This is a genomic window from Methanolobus sp. WCC4 (genome assembly GCF_038022665.1).
Lineage (GTDB): Archaea > Halobacteriota > Methanosarcinia > Methanosarcinales > Methanosarcinaceae > Methanolobus.
The window spans coordinates 514,687-537,134 of the sequence record NZ_CP150629.1; the positions used below are offsets into that span (position 1 = coordinate 514,687).

The window sequence follows — 22,448 nt, forward strand, 5'->3', positions numbered from 1 at the left end:
TTTTATGATGAAATTAAGTATTTATAAGATAGTCAAAATAATCTAATCAGCACATTTCATGTGGTGGTTAAATTGGATAAGTACTTAAAAACAATTTTTGCAATACTAGCGGTTAGCATGCTGACCCTGGGAACACTGACACCAGCTCTTGCTGTCAGCCCAAAAACGTACAGTTTTGAAGATGATCTTGAGGTTGCATCTTTGCAGCTTGAAAATGGAAAGATACCGGTTATTATCACATTCAAAGGTAAACCTGATGCAGCCGTGGTTAAAGCAGCCGGTGGAGATGTTAAACAGGAATACACCATAATTCCTGCGATCTCGGCAAATGTTCCTGAAGAAGCACTTTTCGGACTCTCACATAACCCAAATATTGATCTTGTAGAGTATGATGCAAAGGTTCATGCAACGGAACAAACAACTCCCTGGGGCATCGAGAAGATAGGAGCCTCACAGGTGCATTCAGAATATGCGAATACAGCTGACGGGATCAAGGTTGCCATCCTCGATACGGGGATCGATTACAACCATCCTGACCTGGACGATAACTATGTCGGCGGTTATGACTTTGTGAATAATGACAATGATCCATGGGATGACCAATATCACGGAACACATTGTGCAGGGACTGTAGCAGCCGAGGACAATACAGAGGGCGTGGTTGGAGTAGCACCAGCTGCCGATCTCTACGCACTGAAAGTGCTGGATTCCAGCGGATCGGGATACTACTCCTCTATCATATCTGCTCTGGAATGGGCAGTTGAAAATGATATAGATGTTGCGTCCATGAGTCTGAGTGGCCCATCTGATCTAAATACCCTTAGGAAGGCATGTGATAATGCTTACAATAGTGGAGTCGTTTTAGTGGCGGCAGCCGGAAATGATTATGGTGGCAGTGTTGATTATCCTGCAGCTTATGATTCTGTAATTGCAGTGTCAGCTACTAACGAGAATGACATCATCGCAGATTTCTCAAACATTGGCCCCCAGGTAGAGATTGCAGGTCCTGGAGTGAATGTATATTCCACATTCCCAACCAGATATGGTTCTTATTATTACTTAGGTGGTACTAGTATGGCGACACCACATGTAACAGGTACAGTGGCACTGTTGCTGAATACGGTAATACCTGCAGACTATGATACCAACGGGAACAGTAATTGGGACCCTGATGAGGTAAGGGAAAGGTTGCACGATACAGCCTATGACCTCGGAGATGATGGAAAGGACGATTACTATGGATATGGTCTTGTGGATGCTTATGCTGCAGTGAACTATGAGCCTGCAGGGAATCAGGCACCAGTTGCAAGTATGACCATCACACCTGAAATTACCCGGATAGGCGATACTATCACCTTTAATGCATCAGGTTCAACAGATGATGACACTATCGTCTCGTACACATGGGACTTTGGAGATGGAAACACAGGAAGCGGAGAAATCGTCACACATACCTACACTGCTGATAATGATTATCTTGTAAACCTGACAGTTGTTGATAATGAAGGTGCGATAGGTACTGCTGAAGGATGGGTTGTTGTCCTGCCACAGAATGAAGCACCTGCAGCTGTAATGACTATCACTCCCGAAACTGCGAATGTAGACGAAGGAGTCTTTTTTGATGCTTCGTTGTCAACAGATACTGATGGAATGATCACGGGTTACATGTGGAATTTAGGCGATGGAAGCAGTTCTAACGATGAAAATGTTACACATGCTTACGATACTGCCGGAGATTATACAGTAGAATTGACAGTTTTCGATGACATGGGGGCAACTAATACAACCACCGGAACGGTCACAATTGTTCAGCCAAACAGGGCACCTGTGGCAGTAATGGACATGCCTTCCAGTGCATATGAAGGCGAAGCAGTTGATTTTGATGCATCAGCTTCGACAGACCCCGACGGGAACAGCATCTCATACTCATGGAACTTTGGAGATGGAGACACATCCGTTGAAATGAAGCCTCAGCATACTTACACTACTACCGGAACATATGACGTGACCCTAACAGTTACTGATGTTGAAGGGCTGACAAACACTACATCAGGAAGCATCACTATAAATGAGATTCTGGTGAATGAGGCTCCAACAGCAAGGATCACAATGCCAGCAACTGCATATGCAGGTGAACCTGTAACTTTCGATGCTTTGCTGTCAACGGATGATGGCACAATCGTCTCATATGCATGGGACTTTGAAGACGGAAGCGGAAGCGGGGTGGAAGTTGTACACACCTATAGCAATATCGGTGTTTATAATGTAAGCCTGACAGTGACGGATGATGGAGGACTTACAAATACCACAACCGGAACTATAGAAATAACTGAGGCTCCGGTAGTTGCACCAGTAGTGACAGTTGACGTAGAGCCGGTATTTAAAATTGCAGGCAAGAATGTCTTTATCCATGCAACTGCAACGATAACTGTAATGCAAGAGGATAATCTTATTTCAGGAGCAATTGTCAACGGACACTGGGAAGGCACAACAGGTGATTCTGACTCTGCAACAACCGATGCAAGTGGAACAGTAACTGTTGATTCTGATTCAGGAAAGTATCCGATAACTTCATCTCTGGATTTCACCTTCGTGGTGGATTCCGTGGTTATTGGAGAAACTACCTACGAAGATGGAACATGGATAGGAACGGGTTCCTATCAATAAGAATAGTTTGATCAAATAGTGTCCTTCTGGACACTAATTCTCTTTTTTTGTTTATAATATGGTTCCTTTTATCGTATTAACAGTGACCGTATAATATTCATGAATAGCTTCTCAGAAAGCCACAGCTTGCAGATCAATATCAGGATATGAGTGGAAGATGCTCTGAATGGTCATTCTAGTAGTAATGGTCACAGCGTATATTGAGACCGATATTGCGCTGGGAATCGTGGATTCTGTTATGTCTATGCTTGATGGTTATCTGGAACCAATGCTCAACTGATTTTTTTTTCATTTTATATATTTGGAGTATAAAATTAAGTATTTATAGAGTAGTCCAAATAAGTTAATTAGCACATATAATGTGGTGGTTAAATTGGATAGGTACTTAAAAACAATTTTCACAATACTAGCGGTCAGCATGATGGTCGTGGGAACAATGGCACCTGCCATGGCTGTCAGTTCCAAAGCGTATAGTTTTGAAGACAATCTTGAAGTTGCATTGCCCAATGTGGCCTATGAGCTACCATATGTACCAGGGGAGATATTGGTAAAGTTCAACACCGGCGTGTCTGAAGCCAAGATGAATGCCATGAACTCAAAGAATGGAGCAACTGTGATTGCTACAAGTTCTTACACTAATCTCAAGAAAATAAAGATTCCCAAGACGAAATCTGTGGAAGAGATGGTGAATGTCTATAAAAAGAATTCTGATGTTGAATATGCTTCAGCAAACTACGTGATGTATGCAGCAATGCTGCCAAATGACCCGCTATATAACTATCAGTGGAACTTCAACAATTCAACAACCGGAATCAATGTTGAACCTGCATGGGATTTATCAGATGGTTCGGGAGTCATCGTTGCTGTATTGGATACTGGAGTTCTTTATAGTGACATCTATGACTCAAATGTATTTTATGATCTTGAAGACACCACTTTTGTGCAGGGACATGACTATATAAACAATGATGATGACCCAGCAGATGACAATGGACATGGAACACATGTAACCGGAACCATAGCCCAGTCTACCAATAATAATAAAGGAGTGGCAGGAATTGCATATAATTGTTCTATCATGCCTATAAAAATCCTGGATAAAAGAGGAAGTGGAGATATTTATCAGTTGATAGAGGGTATAAAATATGCAACAACCGAGGGAGCAGATATTATCACTATGAGCCTTGGTTTTCCTCCAACATTCGATTCAGAGAGTGGTGCAGGTATTGAACTAAAAAACGCAATTGATGACGCATACGCTGCAGGTATTACTATAACAGCAGCTGCAGGGAATGGAGCAACAGGCACTGTTAATTATCCTGCTGCATATGTTAACTGTATTGCAGTTGGAGCAACAAGCTATGATGGTGATTTGGCCTACTACTCAAATTGGGGGACTGCAATTGATGTAGTAGCACCTGGAGGGGACATGAAAGAGAACCTATTTATCCCCAGTGATACCTACTACGATGGTATACTTCAGAGCACCTTTGAACGTAATCCTAGGTACCTTAATTACTATTTCTTCCAAGGAACTTCCATGGCAACACCACATGTTGCAGGTGTCGCAGCCCTGGTGATATCCCACTATGAGAAAGAAAATGGAGTAAAACCCTCACCTGCACAAGTAAGAGAAGCAATTGAATATACTGCAAGTAATGGACCTGATGGATGGAACAGCGTATATGGATATGGGCTTATTGATGCAGAGGCTGCATTGAACTATAAGAGTTCTTCAACTACTCCAACAAATACTCCACCAGATGCAGATGCAGGTGGTACATATTCCGGAACTGTAGGCAATGCAGTGACCTTTGATGGTTCGGGTTCATACGACTCTGATGGAACAATAGTCTCATATTCCTGGGACTTTGGTGACGGAGCAACCGAATCAGGAGTGAGTCCAACTCATCCCTATGCAGCTACAGGGACTTTCACAGTGACACTGACGGTGGAAGATAATGGAGGTCTTACAAATCAGGACACAGCAATAGTAACTATATCAGAACCATCCACAGACTCAACTATGTATGCAACTGTAATATGCCCGCCAGCATCACAGGTAAATAGGATAATGTACGAGGCAACAGCAATCGTGACAATTGTTAATGAAACGGGTGGTCCTGTGGAAGGAGCTATTGTATATGGAGATTTCACTATTCCCAGCGGAATTCTATCTGTTTCAGGAGTGACAGACGGAAACGGAAAAGTAGAAATTAGTTCTGGAAATTACAAAGCCTCTACAGATGCAGTCACATTTACTGTAACTGACGTTACTCATTCAGACTACATCTATGAATCAGATATTGCTCAGTGAGACCACAACAATTTGAAAACAAATATAGATTTTGATATTATGAAAAGGCATTATGCAATGCCTTTTCTATTGTTTTTAATAACAAATGTAATGTTAATTGACAAATTACTCGTTCTTATACCCTTTCCTGAACTCAGCTACACCTTCAGCAACATACTCAACAACTGAGCTGCAATCTCCTGTGTAGGCAAAAAACTAGACCACAATCCAGACCTGCATATTTTATGTTCTCACCGGAGATGGAGTATGCGTGTATCCGTCCCTTCGACAGGAAATTATGGGTCATTAGAGTGTTACAAAGCTGAATATTCCCATATTGAATGTAATTTTGAGTGAATCAATCACTATTTTAATTCTGCTTGTTACTACGTCAATCCAATACCGCTTCCAAAGATGTATTTGCATTAACGAGCCCGTAACCATAAAGCCCATCCTTACCCTCATCACCAAGGTCTGTAGCTGTTGCATCAAGTATTTTGCGTACTTCTACAGGGCTTAGTGTACTGTTAACACTGAGCAGAAGGGCAACTGCCCCAGAAACATGAGGAGCGGCCATGCTTGTACCACTCCTGTGATCATATCCCCCTTCCAGAGTTGTGGAATAGATGCTGGAACCAGGTGCACACAGTTCGATCTCATTTCCACTGCTTGAAAAACAAGTGTTGGAATTAACGATCGATATTGCCGAGACAGCAATGACCTGATCGTAGGCTGCCGGATAGCTGACGTTGCCACCGTAGCTGTTTCCTGCTGCTGCTACGATAACAATGCCTGAATCATAGGCAGCCTGACATAGCTCAAACATGGACGTGAAATTGTCACTCCCTCCCAGACTCATGGAAATAACATCCATATCATTATCAATTGCCCAGTCTATAGCAGCATTTATGTCAGACAGCCATCCAGTACCCTGGTGATCCAGAACTTTCAGCGCATAGAGTTCCACGCCGGGAGAAACACCTATAACACCGATACCATCATCTGCTGCGGCTATTATGCCAGCCACATGGGTCCCATGACCTTTATCATCCATGGGGTCTGCATCACTGTTCACAAAATCATAGCCTCCATGATAGCTGCCTGCAAGGTCAGGATGCATATAATCAATTCCAGTGTCAATAAGAGCAACCTTTACTCCAGACCCACAGCATAGATCATGCACTCTATCAGCTTCGATCCTACACACTCCCCAGGGAACTTTTTCGTCGGGATAGAACAACAGCGGTTCTTCATCAATATATACCTCAGAATCCAGTTCCACATATCTCACACCAGAATCGGCTTTTATAGACATAATGCTGTTCTGGGGTACAACGGCTGCAATCGCAGGGATGGCATGGTACTGATATTTGATATCACCCCCATATTCCTCCACAAGTACAACATCCGGGCTGCTTTGGAAGCAAATAATGACAGGTACCTTTTTTTGAAATATCTGTCCGGCTGCAGCCGACATAACGATCACTGCAATAAGAATGAATGCACTAACCGCCATAGGAGTTAAAGTGCTTTTCACTTTCCCACTCTCTTTAGCTTAGATGATCCCAACTCTAAGCTTTAGTTCCCCATTAAAGATCTACTCAGGAAGGATATAATATTTTGGGCATTACATATACTTTTTATAAATATTAGTTAATAGGATGCTGATTTTTTAATGTGCTAAAGAAAAGTGCTACATATACTCAAATATCGACAGCTAGAAAAAGAAACGTTAAGGATTGAATAAAACCCGGCTTGGTGTACAAAACACCTATATGCCGAGCAAGATCATTTATTGCAATCTCCTGAACCCTTCCATACCCTCAGCAACATTACTCAATAACTGAGCAGCGATCTCCTGCGTAGGCCAGGAACCCAGTCCACAGTCAGGACCTGCATATTTTATGCTCTCACCGAACATGGAGTAGGCCTTTGAAAGTCTCTTTTCTATTGTTTCAGGGGTTTCCATCTCATTGATGATCTCAGGGAAATACCGGGTGTCCTTCCAGACATTGGTGTTATACTTTTCATTGAGAACTGCAACGAGGTTGAAGATATCCGTCCTTGCGATACCAACACGCATGTAGGAGTCACTGTCCTCGAGTTCCTTTTTGTCTATAAGGTCAAGATAGGATGGAGTTGCTGCGGATTCGACACCGATAACACTGATATTCTCGGTCTGACAGGCGATCTTGTAATGCAGTGGTGAATGGAGGTGGATCTCCACATCGCAACCGGCTTTTCTGGCAGAGCTGCATGCGATGTCCATTGACTTGATAAGGTCGTTGTCAGAGAACATTACCTGGGGATTGATACCGATACTTGGCTCATCGATCGATACTGTCCTTATGTTGAAGTCCTTTGCACTGGAAAGTGAGTTCTTCACGAAGCGGTCCACACTCTCACCCAGCAGGTTCAGTATATCGACATACTCTGTCCCACCGAATTCCTTGAGATAGAGTTCAAGAGGACCGGTGACACAGACACGGACATCCAGCTTTTTACCGTGTTCTTCCCTGTAGGCCTTTGCAACCGTCTCTATGGCATCGAGTTCGATGATACGGGCATCGGATGTCTTCACTTTGAACGGTTCCTCGGTGCAGTTAGGGTCCCTGATGATGGAAAGGAACTGCTCGTTCATATCCTGGTACTGGGGATATGTCGGTACTTCCACACCTGCCTCAACTTTCTTCATGAAAGCATCGTTAATGACCCTGAACAGGTCTGCATCGCTTTTCTTCTCAGAGAACTTTCCGGTCATCCATTCCTTAGATGTGCCTTCCGGAAGAGGAAAACTGCCAATATCGTCAAAGATGATCTCTGCCATGCCACTGTTATTCGCCTGTATTTCACTTATAAGTTTTGAGTGATGACAGGACACTTAGTATCTTCTGTAGACCTGGTATCCTTAGTACTCACCGGTCATTTCAGATCGGCGAATATCTCATGGATATTCCCATCCGGGTCCGAGAACAGCGCTGTTCTTTGTTCCCACTCCATGTTCTCCGGCTCCTGAACCGGGATCCCTCCTTTTGATATGATGTCCCTGTAAGACCGGTCCACATCCTCAGCATCCCTGCATGGGAATGCAAGCTCGAATGCCTGTCCTGTAGTCTTTCGCTTGTAATCCTCGCTATAGCCATACATGACCTCCCTGCGACAGATGGCAAACCTGACATTCTCACTTTCAAACTCGACATAGTTTCCAAGGTCAGTTCCTACCCTGAATCCAAGTACTTCAGAATAGAATCTGGTCATAGGAGCTATGTCATCGGTCCATATTGTTATGAGATCGATCCTTGGTTCCATTTTGTTCCCCTTTAGAGAATGGATGAGCATCGCATTTGAATATAACCCATTTTTGGGCTCTGTAGAACTCATTTCTTTCTATATAAACCGCAGATGCACGCAGATAAACGCGGATTCAAATTAACTATATCTGCGTGACCTGCTGAACGAAAGTTCAGCAGGCATCCAACTCCGAAGGAGATGGATGGATCTGTGTTTATCTGTGGTTGGCAATAATGCAAAGGTTTTCTACAGAGCCCATTTTTGAGAACAGAAAAATGAGGGTTCAGCCTACAATGAGCTGAAAGAATGGATAATTAAGAGTGAGAGATCGCCTTTATTTCTTTAAGGAAGAGGATATCTTTGACACATAATAATTGATACACATCTGGGAATAATCCAGAGAACGTGATGACATCTGAGAGATTATCTCATCTTCATTCCTTTCAGCTTTCTTCTCAGCCTTTGGTATACCATACATCTCATGATGTCTGGAAACCTTTTGGAGCATTATGTTCTGAAGCTCTACAACATCGAACTTCTCTTGAGGTGTAAGCTCTTCAAAGCCTTCCTTCAGGGACCGGAACTTATCACTATCCTCGTCGGTAGTTTCAATATCCAATATAGGGTTTTTCAGTATCATTCATACCACAATTCCAATTATGGAACTTTGGGTAGATATAGGTTCTGAAAATCATGTTGTCATAATATATATGAAGTGAATAAAGGTCAATAAAAAAGAAGCTCCGGATACGGATCCGGAGTGTTTTTGATTATGTATTGATAACTCAGTTCTCGCCTGATGGCAGTGTCAGCAGCAATCCCACATTACTGAGGGACTCTGCAACCTGCTTGAAAGCGATCAGGAATTCCTTGACGCTCAGGTCAAGGTCCTTTGCCATTGGTTCTGCTGCGAACCAGAGTTCCTTCTCACTGTCACCACGGGTTAGGGAGACACAGGCAAGCATATCTGCTTTTGTCAGTCTGTAAACGGAGTCCTTTCCGGCCGGGGTCACCCATGATGGATGGATGGTCTTGAGCTCATTTATGAACCTGTCCCAGTTGATAGTTGCAGATGCCTCCAGATTGAGCTTGACAATTGCACGATCTCCGGTGATCTCTTTATCGATGACATCAAGGAGCTTCTTGTACTCAGGGTCGGACTCATCAACGACCATGGCCTCTTTCTCCAGCTTCTCTGCCTCAGCAGGGAAGAACGGAGCAAGGTTCACAGTACTGGATGGCTTCGTTGCCAGTGATACACCGAAGAAGGCTATTCCGCTTGCAAGCATTCCCACAATTACACCGTGGTTGGAGAGTATAGGATGAATACCATCAAGGTAAGCAGGTGCAAAAGGCGGGGTGTTCATAACATCCACAGCTGTCAGACCGATCTGCACGACAGCACCGACGATAAGTCCTGCAAGAGCACCTTCCTTTGTTGCACGCTTCCAGTACAGACCTCCCATGAGAGGGAAGAAGTAGGATGCACTTGCAATGAAGGTCGCGATGTGAATTACGTCAATGATACTGTTGATGTAGAAAGAGAGCACAGTTGCCAGTGCAACGATGATCAGGACACTGATCCTGTTAATCGTCATCATCTGCTTCATTGTTGCATCAGGTTTTATGTATCTCTGGTAGATGTCACGTGAGATACAGGAACCACCTGAAGTTGCGAAAGTGTCAGCAGAGGACATTGCAGCTGCTGCAAGACCGACAGCACAGAGACCGACAGCTATTGGTGAAAGGCTCTGAACGATATAAACGAGAAGTGCCGGTTCTGCCTCTGCCATTGCACCCATTCCTATATCAGCAAAGGAAGCAGGGATGGATGGATAGATGTGATTCAGACTGATCGCGATAGCGGTACATGCCACACCGAATATCAGGAAGATAAGGAAGGAACCAAGGACCATACCAAGCCTTGCTGACTTCTCATCCTTTGCTGCCCAGATTCTCTGCCATGGGTCCTGCTCAGTTATCCATCCAGGGATGATGGCGAATATAGCTATCAGGACCGCAGGGATACCCACAATGAACGGGTTCCACCAGCCTGCAGGAACATCACCGAAGAGGTCGGATGTGGTCATAGCAGGAGCATCTGCAGAACCTGATGTTGCTGCGGTTACAACTACAAAGGCTATTATGAGCGAGAAAGTTGCCAGCATGATGAACTGTATCATATCGGTCCAGATGACCGCGGAGAAACCTCCGAGTGTCACATATACTGAGATCGCAAGTGCCACGATGGCTGCTGCGTAGATCGGTTCAAGACCGAAGAATATACTGAGTACAAGTGAGAAACCCTTGATATCAGCAACTGCGAAAAGGGCCATTACTATTGCAATGATGATCGCTACAGGACCACGGATAGCACTGCTGAACCTCTGTTCCAGGAGTTCCGGCTGTGTGATCGCTGGCAGATGCTTTATCTTACCAACGAAAAGGGCGATAAGAAGCAATGCAAGGATGTTAGGTGCTACAAAGCTCCATATGGAACCCATTCCAAGCAACATATAGAGACCTATGACTGCCAGGATACCTCCGGCTGTCATCCATGATGATGCTGCCGAGAAACCAATTCCTACGGCACTTATCTTACGACCTGCAAGCCAGAAATCCGTCACAGACTTCTGACGTTTTGTGAAATAGAGCCCTATACCTATCAGTCCTAATAAGTAGACTGCCATCAATATAAGGAATATCTGATAACTTTCCATAATTACTACCTCTCTTTATAAGTACACAAATGTCAAACATCAATTCAAACAATAATGGACCCTCAACAGGAACACTATCAAAGGCCTTTATATACGTGATATAACTCTTATTAAGATTACTATATAAGGGTTTTCAAACGATCGAGTTTCCCTTTAGTCAATTTTATTTAAGCTCGTATCCTGAACACATCCTTTTAGCACTTATTTCTATGTGCTGATGTCCGGAAGATAAAATAAGATCGATCTTCACATCAGTTTCTGGCAATAGGATTCATAAAGAGGACACCAATCCAAAATAATATTATCATTCAGATACTATTCTACTCCATGACCCTTGAACCGGTTCACATCAAAGAGATACATGAGATGGTCGACCGCATCGATGTCTGCTTCAAAAAGGATGACAATGATGCCGATGACACTGAAAGGATATCGAATATCCTTGACCGTCTCAGGAAACTTGAATACGATGGGAAGGTCGTCCTGAGATCGATCGGACCGGTAACTCGTGGGAAAGCAAGTATCGAGAGAATGCTGCGTTCAGAGGACCCGTTCCCGCTGACATATTCATGTGATAGTGGCAGTACCACTGCAAAGACATTCGATAACGGGCTGTATGTGGACCTCTGCCATTGTGCAATCGCAAGCACCCCTTCTGACCTTGATATACATGATAAGAGGACCATAGTTGCAGCAGCATACACTTCCAGTGATAAAGTGTATCTCAATACCAGCAGTGACTGGGAAGCATTCGATAACGGTTCAGGCAGGAAGAAGATAATCCGTATACAGCCGGGTCTGCTGAAAAAGAAGGTCACAGATATCCTTCATGACGTAGCACTCTATCTCAGTGAGTCAGAGCATATACTCTGGATGCTTGACCGACTGGGAGATGAGGGTTTCTTCATTATGGATGGTCCCATCTATCCTAAAAGGGTCATGTACTGGATGGTAGTGGATTCGGGGGACGTTAACATACGTATAGATCCAAACAGTAAGAGGATAATCCAGAACTATATCGACATAATGGACCATCATATGGAAAAGGAGAAGCCACTGGTTGGTTTTGTCAAGAACCCCGAGGATATGCAGATAATGCTGGCACTCAAAAAACAGGATTCAGGACTTGACATACCCTGGCTCGTGGATGCCCAGTTCTTCAAGAATGCCCTGTCACTTGAAAGAACAGGGATGGGAAGAAAGGAAGCTGACAGGTATATAACCTACACCAACTGGTTCGCCCAGCCCAACCAGTTCTATGAGAAGATGCTCAAGTCGACCTCCCCGCTGGTGGCTGACCTTGCAACCGGGAAGTTCGATGCAGAGGACTATGCCCTCAGTTTCTTCGTGGCATTCGTCCCGAAGCTCAATACCATCTTCAAGATCGAATCTCCCTATGGACTGGTGAAGAACGACGACATGAGGAACATGATAACCAGAAAGGTGCTCTACGATCTGGCAATGAACGGCATACCAAAGACCCTGTCTAAAGCGGACACCATAGCAAAGATACCTGTGTCGGAAAGAAGACATATCATAGACAGGTTCAGGAACTCAAGGATAGATACCAATTACAACGATACAAGGTGGGATGAGAGAGATGAGAGATGAGGATATACTTTCCTTTGTAAAGGACAGGGAAACCGCAGATGACAAAGCTAAAAGAACCGATGATGGGATTGGAAATGAGAGTTCTGCAGGTGTGGAAGAAGAGAAGGAGATCTTTGAGGATTTCGAGCCCGGATATGGATCAATGGTCACATCACAGAGTGAGAACGGTGTCTCAGATGAAGCCTTCGGAATAATCACCACAGGAATTGACCCGCTGGAGATCACAGAGGCAGGTGCAAGGATAACAGGATACATCACTACATCCCACCGCCAGAAAGTTAGACTTGGAACCTACGTCATTGTCCCTTATGGTGATGAGGACCTGTTCGCAAGGATATGGAAACTCCAGTACCTGCAGGAGTTCGCCGTGGACGATGCAACGGAGATACATTCCAGAAGGATGCTGCGGTCCAATACAACTGACGAGGTTGACTACAAGTTCCTTGCATACCTTGACCCTACCTGCATCCTTTACGAGCCTAACGGCAGAGGAACAGGGCTTTCCAGAAGGATGAGCGACAGGATACCACGTCCCAACACCCCCATACTCCCTGTTACTGATAAGAAGAAGATACAGACAGGTCTCAATATCCCTGAGGAAGGTATATTCCTCGGACACCTGAGTGTTGGTGGAGAACTTGTGAGAACTCATGCTGTTCCTCCCACAGTACCCTATTACCTGAGGAATGACTACTCAATGGGTGACCCCCTTATTTTCAGGCATATGCTGGTCTGCGGAAGTACCGGTACGGGAAAGACCTTCCTTACAAAGAACATCCTGCGCCAGTTCATGAGTGAGGACAATCGCTACAAGCTCCGTGGCTCAGAGGAAAGGAGGAATCCATGTCTGGTGGTGATGGACCCGCAGGATGAGTATTCCCAATTGTTCGAGGACAATCCTGAGATAACGGATGATGATGACTTCAGGTTCAGGGCTGAGAAGGTCAATTTCGGTGCCTGCCGGAATACGAAGACCTTTGTAGCTAAGATCGATGGCGAGGGCTACACAGGCAGGTCAAGGGCGGAACAGGTCGAGTTCACCATCCCCTTTGAGATGGTGCGTAACAACTCCTGGCTCATAGCACCGGTGGGTATGACAGAGCTGCAGTATGTGGGTATCGACGTTCTCCTTGATGACTACTTCAAAAAGGGAGGAATAGGAGGAAAGCACACGTACAGCGGTTTCACTGATTTCATAGATGATGATGTTACAAGGAACTATTACACCGAGGAGACCCACAAGATACACGAGTCCTCATACGACGGTATCGTGCGCAGGGTGAAGAACCGTTCCCTTGCGAGGGTGTTCGACCAGCCTGCAAGACCGATCACTGATATACTTGAGCAGATATTCAAACCGGGACAGGTCAGCGTCTTCCCCACGGAGTACATCACCAACACACGCATACGTGACATCATAACCCTCACTTTGATGAGCCTGATAGTTGACAACAAACTGAGCACTTCAGGCGAGGCTGCCGTGAAGGACACACCCATAATCCTTGGACTTGATGAGGCACACCGCTATCTTGCAAAGGCAGGCGGAGAGCATTCCAGAAGGCTCATCTCCAAGTTCGCCGATGCAGCACGTCAGGGAAGAAAGGAAGGTCTCGGACTCTTCCTTATCACCCAGGACCCGCAGGACATCGATGATACGGTCTTCAAGCAGATCAACACGCGCATAATTCTCAATCTCAGCAATGATGCCGCGATCAGTACCATGAAGGTTAAAAAAGAATTTGAGAAGCGCATCCCATACCTCAAAAAGGGTCAAATGATAGTGCAGAGCCCCGATAACAGTGATATGGTCGAGATCATGGGACTTTCACGATGTGTTGTGAAACATGTTTGAATTACGTTTCAAACACCCTTTCACCGAAACGTATATATGAGGCTAATACGTATGGGTGGTTCGCTCAACTGAGCAGAACAACGCGGGCCGGTAGCTTAGCCAGGCAGAGCGACGGACTCTTAATCCGTAGGCCAGGGGTTCAACTCCCTTCCGGCTCGCATCTTACAATCACTTTTTCTAACTCTTTGATTTCCCTTATGCTTCTAAAAGATTAAATCCCATCAGAGTAATCTCTATCTTCGTTCTCAAAGACGGAAGGATAACTATGCCAAAAGTGAGTGTTGACATTCCACAGGAACTTCTTGACGACTTGAATCAGCATATCGGCGATAATAAGAAGTTCGTTACACAGGCCGATGCCATAAGGACAGCATTACGTAAGATGCTGGATCAGCTTGACGATATAGACCGCAGGCATGGCAGGCTGGAAGAATAAGAAAAGAAATAGAGAGATATCTATCTACTCACACTTTTTGTATTCAAAAACTACAGGCTTTTCAAATACTCAATACACTGCCTGCCCTCTTCGACACTGCCCATCTCAGTGACCATGAGTCCCTTGTAACCTGAGAGGCCTTCCATGAGCTTTTTCCAGTCGATGTTGCCCTGTCCTATTGGAAGGTGCTCGTCGTGTGCACCGTTGTTGTCGTGGATATGCATATGTGAGAGTTTGCTCTTGCACTTGGACACGAACTCGTCCAGAAGTCCCATGGTGTTCGCGTGTCCCACGTCAAGGGTCATGCCCACGTTGTCCCTGTCCACCTGTTCCAGTATGTCCAGCATCTCATCGGGATAGCGGCCGAATATCTTGGGGAAATTTGGCATGTTCTCTACAGCTATGGTGATGCCCATGTCCGCCGAGTGGTCACACAGAATTTGAATTGACTCTATGCAGGTATCCCATGACCTCTCTGGGAGTTTGGCACCATATGGTGAAAGATAACCCGGATGCAGCACAGCTACTTCAACAAGACCGGATGCCATAGTGAGATAGTGCTTCATCTGCCTCATGACCTCACCGTGTATACCGGGATTGAGACCTGCAAGGTTCATATCTGAGAATGGAAGGTGCATGCTCAGTTTCAGGTTCGTGGTCTCTTTGACATCCCTGACCTTTGGCAGGTTCTCCTCTGTGAGACACTGTAAACCCTCCTGAACTATCTCCCAGCCAGTGTATCCGACATCCTCAAGGGTGTAAGCCCACTCAAAAGGTTCCTCCACAACTGCACGTGACGAGAAGCTCAGGTTCCTGATATTCATCTTTAAACATCCCTTATATCCATTTCAAAATCAGGAACTCCATCCTCTGTTGGCGGGGTCAGCCAGTCGAAGAACCTCTCCATTTCTGACTCATTATCTGCTTCGATGGTCACATCGATAGAACCAAGGGGTTCTGCCTGAGCAGGATAGTTCAGGCGGCCGACAGTTGCAACCTGCTTGCTGATGATAAAAGAAGTTTCCAGACCATCCTCTGACAGTCCCACATTCAGCCTTGTGCGGGAAGTATCAATTATCTCCTCTGCCCTGATCTGGTTATGGATATTCTTCAGGGCATAGATGTCACTTTCACCTGTGAACCTGCCGCTATATTCTGAGACTTCCTCGTAATCGAAGTCCATGTCCGGGAATATCTGCATCAGAGCAGAGTATACTTTATCCTTGCTTTCAGTGGGATTCACAACTGTTGAAACTGTAACCTTTATCATATCATCGACACCCCTGCATTCTGTCTTATTCCACAAGCGCGGTGATCTTTTCCACGAACTCCTCAAGGGTGTCGTTGTTCTCTACAACAACATCAGCGATCTCCATGGCCTCACCCATACCCCAGCCGAGTTCACGCTCATCCCTGACCTTAAGCTCACTTATGTCCTTCATATCATCGCATCTCTTACGGGCAAGGACACGCTGGAACCTTATCTCAAGCGGGGAATCCACTGACACCAGGGTGAAGTCATCTCCGAATGCTTCCTTGAAACGCTCTACCTCAGGAACACTGCGGACACCATCAATCCCTATGAAGGCCTCATTTGTGGCCTGAATCTTCGGGATACATCTCTTTGCAACAGCGTCCCTGCCTTCATTCTCACGCAGGTCGGTACCTACTCCACCTGTATTGGCATCGGTTGGTTCCAGTCCCCTGCGGACCACCTCTTCCCTGATGACGTCTCCCATATTGATAACAGTGATACCCTTCTGGCGAAGAACGGATGCTGCCTCTGATTTGCCCGAGGCCGGCATTCCAACAAAAGCTAAGATCTTAGTCATGGATGAACCTGTTCTAGTTTATGTTAATTGTAAGATTTAAAGAATGAATGATATTCTGAGTTAGTTCAATAGAATTTTCCATACATCCTACTTATATATTAGTATACCCTTCGATAGAACTGTCCCTGACAATATCATAATTATACTCTTTAAAAAACAGGTGTTGTTGACCGTCAATAGCATCACATCGGATTCCCATGAAGATCGCAGACCTCGATATCCCCGGAAACGTCCTCCTTGCACCAATGGCAAATGTCACGAACCTGCCGTTCCGTCTCATGTGCAGGAGATACGGAGCATCCATCACATATTCTGAAATGATCAGTGCAGACGCTGTCATATATGAGAATCAGAAAACACTCGTTCGCGGAAAGAGCTGCGAGGACGAACGGCCATTAGGGATCCAGATATTCGGCAATTCACCGGAAGTCATGACCAAGGCAGCCCTTCGGATAGAGGAAATGTACCGGCCTGAGATCATCGATATCAATTTCGGCTGTCCTGCAAGACTCCTGACAAAGGATGGTTGCGGATCAGCACTCCTGAGGACACCTGAACTGATATACGAGATAGTGAGCAGTCTCTCGGAGGAACTATCAACTCCTGTGACAGCAAAGATACGTATCCTTGAGGACATGGAAAAGACACTGGAGATAGCACACCTCATCGAGAGTGCAGGAGCAGCTGCACTGACCGTTCATGGAAGGACAAGGCAGCAGCAGTATGCAGGCAAAGCCAACCACGACCATGTCAGGAGGATCAAGCAGGAACTGGGCATACCTGTGATCGCCAATGGGGATATCTTTGATGAGCTCTCAGCTGAAAGGGTACTGGAATACACGGAATGTGACGGGATAATGATAGGCAGGGCTGCAATGGGCAATCCTTTCCTGTTCAAAAGGATATCCCACTACCTTGAAACAGGGGAGATACTTGAGTACAGGGAATGTGACCAGAGGATCGCTGATCTCAGTGAATATTTCCGGCTTCTGGAAGAGTTCGACCTGATGCACACAGTGCATATAAAGGCGCAAGCACAGTGGTTCACCCGCGGGATGAGAAATGGCAGACATATAAGGAGAAGTATCGCGGCATCAGAAAGCATCGAAGAAATACTCTGGAATCTGGACGAAATGTGCAAACATGCCGACTAATGCTGTTTGTATAAACTTTTAACAGTATGGGACTTATTGATATTATTATACTATAATGATTTAACGGTGTAAATTACCGAAAGACTAAATAGTAATTAACCGATTCTACACAATTAAACATTGCATTTAACGTCAGTTGACGAAAAAAATTGTGTCTTTCTGGCATAATATTCGACACTGTGCAATGATGCTAGCCGACAAAAACGATCATTATCGGAATGAATTGTTATATTTGTTATTTACACACGGTTTATGGAGAATTCTAGATGAAAGAAATACGAATACACGGTCGAGGCGGACAGGGCTCTGTCACAGCTGCTGAACTTCTGGCCGTTGGTGCCTTTGCAGACGGAAAATTCAGCCAGGCATTCCCCGCATTTGGTGTGGAAAGAAGGGGTGCACCGGTTCAGGCGTTCACAAGGATCAACGATGAACCTATCAGGCTCAGAAGCCAGATCTACGAACCAGACTATGTTATTGTACAGGACCCAACACTCCTTGAAGTAGTAGATGTTGCAAGCGGTCTCAAGGACGATGGTATACTTATCATCAACAGTGACTTTGACGCTGACAAGTTCGACATCGACACAAAAGCAAAGATAATGACGGTCAACGCAACAAAGATCGCACTGGACATCATCGGAAGACCAATTGTCAACACCGTACTCCTCGGTGCTTTCGCAGGTGCTACAGGCGAGATCAAGCCAGAGTCCATCATGGAAGCTGTAAAGGAGAGGTTCCCGGGTAAGGTCGGTGACAAGAACGCTGAGGCGATCATGGAAGCATACAAGATGATGGAGGCTGACAAATGACAATTCCACCGGGAGGCGTCTGTGAGGCAGGCACCACAAGGATCAATAAGACAGGCGGATGGAGAACCTTCAAGCCGGTCTATGACTACGACAAATGTATCAAATGTAAGTTATGCGAACTCCTGTGCCCTGACAGTTCAATAAACCCAAGGGATGACGGATTCTTCGAGTTCGACTATGAATTCTGCAAGGGATGCGGAATCTGCGCTAACGAATGTCCAAAGGACGCAATTGAAATGGTACTGGAGGAGAAATAATGGCACCAGAGAACAAACTTGACAAGAGCAAGATGGTAGTTGTCGAAGGTTCATACGCTGTTGCACACGCTGCAAAGGTCTGCAGGCCAAATGTCATCTCAGCATATCCTATCACACCACAGACCCACATCGTTGAGGACCTCTCACAGTTCATGGCAGACGGTGAGATACCAAACTGTGAATATATCAACGTGGAATCCGAGTTCTCAGCACTCTCAGCACTTGTAGGTTCCTCAGCTGCGGGAGCAAGATGTTACTCAGCAACAACCTCACAGGGTCTTGAACTCATGCACGAGGTACTGTTCAACATCTCAGGTATGAGATTGCCTGTTGTGATGACAATCGCTAACAGGGCAGTCAGTGCACCTATCAGCATATGGAACGACCACCAGGACGCGATCTCCCAGAGAGACACCGGATGGTTACAGCTCTACGCTGAGAACATACAGGAAGTCTCAGATATGACCGCACAGGCATACAAGATCTCAGAGGACAAGGACATCCTTATGCCTTCAATGACCTGTATGGACGGTTTCATCCTTTCACACGTTTACGAACCTGTCGTACTTCTTGAACAGGACCTTACAGACGAGTTCCTGCCAACGTATGAACCAGAGTATGTTCTTGATCCAAAGAACCCAATGAGCTTCGGTGCATTCGCAGATCCTAACTACTACACAGAGTTCAGGTACATGCAGGAACAGGCCATGCAGAGAGCCCTTAAGAAGATAGAGGATGTAGCAAATGAATTCTACGACGTATACGGAAGATACTACGGAGGACTTATTGACGAGTATCGAACAGATGATGCCGACATCATCATCATGGCAATGGGATCCATTGTCGGAACCATTAAGGACGTCATTGATAAACTCAGGGACAGGAATGTAAAGGTCGGTCTCCTGAAGGTAAGATCATTCAGGCCATTCCCTGTTGAAGCTATCAAGAATGTTGTCAAGGATGCAAAGGTCGTTGTCGTGCTTGACAAGAACATCTCACTCGGACTCAACGAAGGTGCACTCTTCACCGAAACAAAGTCCTCACTCTACAACACAGACATCAGAGTACCTGTTGTCGGTTACATGGTAGGACACGGTGGACGTGACATCAAGTTCGACACCATCGAGAAGATCGTTGCTGAGGCAGAAGATGTCATTAAGACAGGTATCAAGATCGAGAGCCAGTTCACTGATGTGAAGGAGGAACTACTATGAAATCACTGCTAGCCCCGGGACACAGAGGATGTGCAGGTTGCTGTGACGCAATGGCTGCAAAGTTCGCACTTATGGGCGCCGGAGAGGACTGTATAGTCGTCAACCCTACCGGATGTCTTGAAGTTATGACAACCCCGTTCCCTGAAACCGCATGGGACGTACCATGGATACACTCACTTTTCGAGAACGCCGCTGCTGTAGGCTCCGGTATCGAAGCTGCTCTTAAGGCACTCGGCAAGGCTGACAAGGCCAAGGTACTCGTCATGGGAGGAGATGGTGCAACACTGGATATCGGTATGCGTTCCATTTCAGGAGCATTCGAGAGAGGACACAATCTCACCTACGTTTGTATTGACAACGAGGCATACATGAACACTGGTGTGCAGAGAAGTGGTGCAACACCATACAATGCATCAACCACAACCAGTCCTTCAGGTAAGGTATCCTTCGGAAACCCAAGACCAAAGAAGAACATGCCTGCTATCATGGTAGCACACGGTGCTCCATATGTCACAACCACATCCATCGGATATCCAAAGGACATGATCAACAAGGTTAAGAAGGCCACAGAGATCGAAGGCCCGACCTACGTTCACTCACATGCTCCATGTACCACAGGATGGGGATTCGACACTTCCAAGACCGTCGAGGTAGCTAAGATGGCTGTCCAGACCGGTCTCTGGCCACTCTATGAAGTGGAAGATGGAGAGGTCACCAAGGTCAGGAAGCTCGGCAAGAACATCAAACCTGTTGAGGAATACCTCAAGATGCAGCGCCGCTTCAAGCACCTTTTCACCATGGAAGGTGGAGAGGCTGAGATCGCTAAGATCCAGGCAATTGCAGATAAGAACATTGAAGAGTTCGGGCTCTAAACCCGTATCTTCTTTTTTCTTCTTTTATCTTTTTTCAGCACTTTTCTTTCGTTATCTTTATATCTGAATACCCACTCTTAGGGAGTCCCATTATGCCTGAGCAAGCAGACTCATGCGTATCAGGTGTGCACGTATGCGCATATGCATATACGATAATTATTAAATTGAATTGTATTTATTGAGAATTTATTGATAGGTATTTATTCTTGAAAAAATATTGTTCCCGCTATTATTTTTAGTTCGAGTGGAAACACTGGGGTTGACAATAAAGCTAAAAAGCATCGTACCATAATTCCTGCCCATGACCACGTTACCCACTGTTCCTGACAACACTGAGAATTTCGATAGGATCTTCGAGCTTCTCCAGGGTGAGTATCCCAATGCAGAGCCAATGCTGCATTTCAATAATCCCCTTGAGTTGCTGGTTGCAACCATCCTCTCAGCCCAGTGTACAGATAAGCAGGTGAACAAGGTCACACAGGTACTGTTCAGGAAGTATGTCAGCGTTGAGGATTTTGCCAATGCCGACATCAACGAGCTTGGGAAGGATATCTACACAACAGGATTCTACCGCCAGAAGTCAAAGCACATCATCGGAAGTGCACAACTGATCCTCACAGAGTTCGGCGGAAGGGTCCCTGACACCATGGAAGACCTGTTGAAACTACCCGGTGTCGGCAGGAAAACAGCGAATATAGTCCTTGCCAGAGGGTATGATATCATCGAGGGGATTGCAGTGGACACACACGTTACCCGGCTGTCACAGAAACTCGGGTTTACAAAGAACGCTGACCCAAAAAAGATAGAGACAGACCTTATGGCACTTGCAGAGAAGAAAGACCTTGAGAACCTGTCCATGACACTGATACTTCACGGCAGGAACGTGTGTATCGCAAGGAGGCCGAAGTGCGGGGAATGTGTTGTGAGGGAGCTGTGCCCTTCCAGTGAGGTTTGAGCCAGTAACCATTATTCGTTATCCACTTTGTTTCCCATATCCAATATATTAAAAAAGATTTTCTTAGTTACAAATAAATATTTGCAATGCGAATAATATATTATCGGGAAAACAAATCCCGCTTAAAAGGAAGGGGGTTAAAGAAATGTTGTTCATGGACATTATGACATGGGACCCAAAGGACAACGAGGAAATTGAAAAGCGCTACATGTCATGGGAATATCCTGAAGGCTACAATATGATATCAGAATGGTCTGACGTATCCTCATGCAGGGTCTTTATAGTTTACGAACTTGACAATGAAGAGGCATATGCCAGAGCTGCATTCCCATGGAGAGATATCGCAAAGCTTGAAACCATTCCTATAATGGATACAAAGAAAGCTGTTGAGATCGGCGACAAGATTAAAGCAGAGATGGGTTTTTCTTTGCCGGTTTAAGACAATATACCCTGACATCCCTGTCAGGATTCTCTTTTTT

At 45.4% G+C, this 22,448-nt stretch carries 20 protein-coding genes and 1 tRNA gene; 13 read left to right on the forward strand and 8 right to left on the reverse strand.

Translation table 11 applies throughout. The features are described 5' to 3' along the window. The first annotated feature begins 72 nt into the window (after positions 1 to 72). Together V7O63_RS02655 and V7O63_RS02660 are read left to right on the forward strand one after the other, a co-directional pair. On the forward strand, positions 73 to 2,667 hold the full coding sequence (locus tag V7O63_RS02655) for a PKD domain-containing protein (protein ID WP_340819906.1): 2,595 nt from the start codon (positions 73 to 75) through the stop codon (positions 2,665 to 2,667). Between the two features lie 373 nt (positions 2,668 to 3,040). Then, positions 3,041 to 4,984 carry a S8 family serine peptidase gene (locus tag V7O63_RS02660; RefSeq protein WP_340819908.1) on the forward strand — a complete coding sequence of 648 codons (1,944 nt, stop codon included), beginning with the start codon at positions 3,041 to 3,043 and terminating at the stop codon, positions 4,982 to 4,984. Between the two features lie 370 nt (positions 4,985 to 5,354). Here the strand turns inward: V7O63_RS02660 and V7O63_RS02665 are convergent, their stop codons facing one another. The 5 genes from V7O63_RS02665 to V7O63_RS02685 all read right to left on the reverse strand — a co-directional run bounded on the left by V7O63_RS02665 (position 5,355) and on the right by V7O63_RS02685 (position 10,974). Then, positions 5,355 to 6,500, reverse strand: a complete 1,146-nt coding sequence (locus tag V7O63_RS02665; RefSeq protein ID WP_340819909.1) for a S8 family serine peptidase — start codon at positions 6,498 to 6,500, stop codon at positions 5,355 to 5,357. Between the two features lie 255 nt (positions 6,501 to 6,755). Then, on the reverse strand, positions 6,756 to 7,790 hold the full coding sequence (locus V7O63_RS02670) for a methionine synthase (RefSeq protein WP_340819911.1): 1,035 nt from the start codon (positions 7,788 to 7,790) through the stop codon (positions 6,756 to 6,758). Between the two features lie 95 nt (positions 7,791 to 7,885). Then, positions 7,886 to 8,272 carry a VOC family protein gene (locus V7O63_RS02675; RefSeq protein WP_340819913.1) on the reverse strand — a complete coding sequence of 129 codons (387 nt, stop codon included), beginning with the start codon at positions 8,270 to 8,272 and terminating at the stop codon, positions 7,886 to 7,888. A 316-nt stretch (positions 8,273 to 8,588) separates the two neighbouring features. Further along, the gene (locus V7O63_RS02680) at positions 8,589 to 8,894 is read right to left on the reverse strand and encodes a hypothetical protein (RefSeq protein ID WP_340819915.1); all 306 of its coding nucleotides are present in this window, start codon (positions 8,892 to 8,894) and stop codon (positions 8,589 to 8,591) included. Between the two features lie 145 nt (positions 8,895 to 9,039). Further along, positions 9,040 to 10,974, reverse strand: a complete 1,935-nt coding sequence (locus V7O63_RS02685) for a sodium:solute symporter family protein (RefSeq protein WP_340819917.1) — start codon at positions 10,972 to 10,974, stop codon at positions 9,040 to 9,042. Between the two features lie 327 nt (positions 10,975 to 11,301). Here V7O63_RS02685 and V7O63_RS02690 point away from each other — a divergent pair, with 327 nt between their 5' ends. From V7O63_RS02690 to V7O63_RS02705, 4 genes are all read left to right on the forward strand, one after another. After that, the gene (locus tag V7O63_RS02690; protein ID WP_340819919.1) at positions 11,302 to 12,585 is read left to right on the forward strand and encodes a DNA double-strand break repair nuclease NurA; all 1,284 of its coding nucleotides are present in this window, start codon (positions 11,302 to 11,304) and stop codon (positions 12,583 to 12,585) included. Continuing rightward, positions 12,575 to 14,437, forward strand: a complete 1,863-nt coding sequence (locus V7O63_RS02695) for an ATP-binding protein (RefSeq protein ID WP_340820778.1) — start codon at positions 12,575 to 12,577, stop codon at positions 14,435 to 14,437. The genes V7O63_RS02690 and V7O63_RS02695 overlap by 11 nt, the downstream gene beginning before the upstream one ends. 84 nt (positions 14,438 to 14,521) lie before the next feature. Beyond that, positions 14,522 to 14,595, forward strand: a tRNA-Lys gene (locus V7O63_RS02700). Between the two features lie 107 nt (positions 14,596 to 14,702). Continuing rightward, positions 14,703 to 14,873, forward strand: coding sequence for a CopG family transcriptional regulator (locus tag V7O63_RS02705; RefSeq protein WP_340819921.1), 171 nt, complete (start codon positions 14,703 to 14,705; stop codon positions 14,871 to 14,873). 50 nt (positions 14,874 to 14,923) lie between these two features. Here V7O63_RS02705 and V7O63_RS02710 read toward each other — a convergent pair whose 3' ends face one another. Genes V7O63_RS02710 through V7O63_RS02720 form a run of 3 tightly spaced genes read right to left on the reverse strand, consistent with a single transcriptional unit; the run spans position 14,924 to position 16,705 of the window. Continuing rightward, positions 14,924 to 15,697, reverse strand: a complete 774-nt coding sequence (locus tag V7O63_RS02710; protein WP_340819923.1) for a sugar phosphate isomerase/epimerase family protein — start codon at positions 15,695 to 15,697, stop codon at positions 14,924 to 14,926. A gap of 2 nt (positions 15,698 to 15,699) precedes the next feature. Further along, the gene (locus tag V7O63_RS02715) at positions 15,700 to 16,143 is read right to left on the reverse strand and encodes an RNA-binding domain-containing protein (protein ID WP_340819925.1); all 444 of its coding nucleotides are present in this window, start codon (positions 16,141 to 16,143) and stop codon (positions 15,700 to 15,702) included. A gap of 25 nt (positions 16,144 to 16,168) precedes the next feature. Continuing rightward, positions 16,169 to 16,705: an AAA family ATPase gene (locus V7O63_RS02720; protein ID WP_340819927.1), complete on the reverse strand. Its 537-nt coding sequence runs from the start codon at positions 16,703 to 16,705 to the stop codon at positions 16,169 to 16,171. Between the two features lie 197 nt (positions 16,706 to 16,902). On the opposite strand from V7O63_RS02720, the gene dusB reads away from it, so the two are divergent. The 7 genes from dusB to V7O63_RS02755 all read left to right on the forward strand — a co-directional run bounded on the left by dusB (position 16,903) and on the right by V7O63_RS02755 (position 22,408). Next, positions 16,903 to 17,859, forward strand: coding sequence for a tRNA dihydrouridine synthase DusB (gene dusB, locus V7O63_RS02725; protein ID WP_340819929.1), 957 nt, complete (start codon positions 16,903 to 16,905; stop codon positions 17,857 to 17,859). A 266-nt stretch (positions 17,860 to 18,125) separates the two neighbouring features. Next, complete coding sequence (locus V7O63_RS02730; protein WP_340819931.1) at positions 18,126 to 18,671, forward strand: pyruvate ferredoxin oxidoreductase subunit gamma; 546 nt, start codon at positions 18,126 to 18,128, stop codon at positions 18,669 to 18,671. Continuing rightward, entirely contained in the window at positions 18,668 to 18,928 is a 261-nt protein-coding gene (gene porD / locus V7O63_RS02735) for a pyruvate synthase subunit PorD (protein WP_340819933.1), read from the forward strand. Before V7O63_RS02730 ends, porD begins: the two co-directional genes overlap by 4 nt. Then, entirely contained in the window at positions 18,928 to 20,142 is a 1,215-nt protein-coding gene (porA, locus tag V7O63_RS02740; protein WP_340819935.1) for a pyruvate synthase subunit PorA, read from the forward strand. Before porD ends, porA begins: the two co-directional genes overlap by 1 nt. Then, positions 20,139 to 21,014, forward strand: coding sequence for a pyruvate synthase subunit PorB (gene porB / locus V7O63_RS02745; protein WP_340819937.1), 876 nt, complete (start codon positions 20,139 to 20,141; stop codon positions 21,012 to 21,014). Before porA ends, porB begins: the two co-directional genes overlap by 4 nt. A 301-nt stretch (positions 21,015 to 21,315) precedes the next feature. Continuing rightward, positions 21,316 to 21,969 carry an endonuclease III gene (nth, locus tag V7O63_RS02750; RefSeq protein ID WP_340819938.1) on the forward strand — a complete coding sequence of 218 codons (654 nt, stop codon included), beginning with the start codon at positions 21,316 to 21,318 and terminating at the stop codon, positions 21,967 to 21,969. A 145-nt stretch (positions 21,970 to 22,114) separates the two neighbouring features. Further along, positions 22,115 to 22,408 (forward strand): DUF3303 family protein, encoded by a 294-nt coding sequence (locus V7O63_RS02755; protein WP_340819940.1) that lies wholly within the window; start codon positions 22,115 to 22,117, stop codon positions 22,406 to 22,408. Positions 22,409 to 22,448 lie beyond the last annotated feature (40 nt).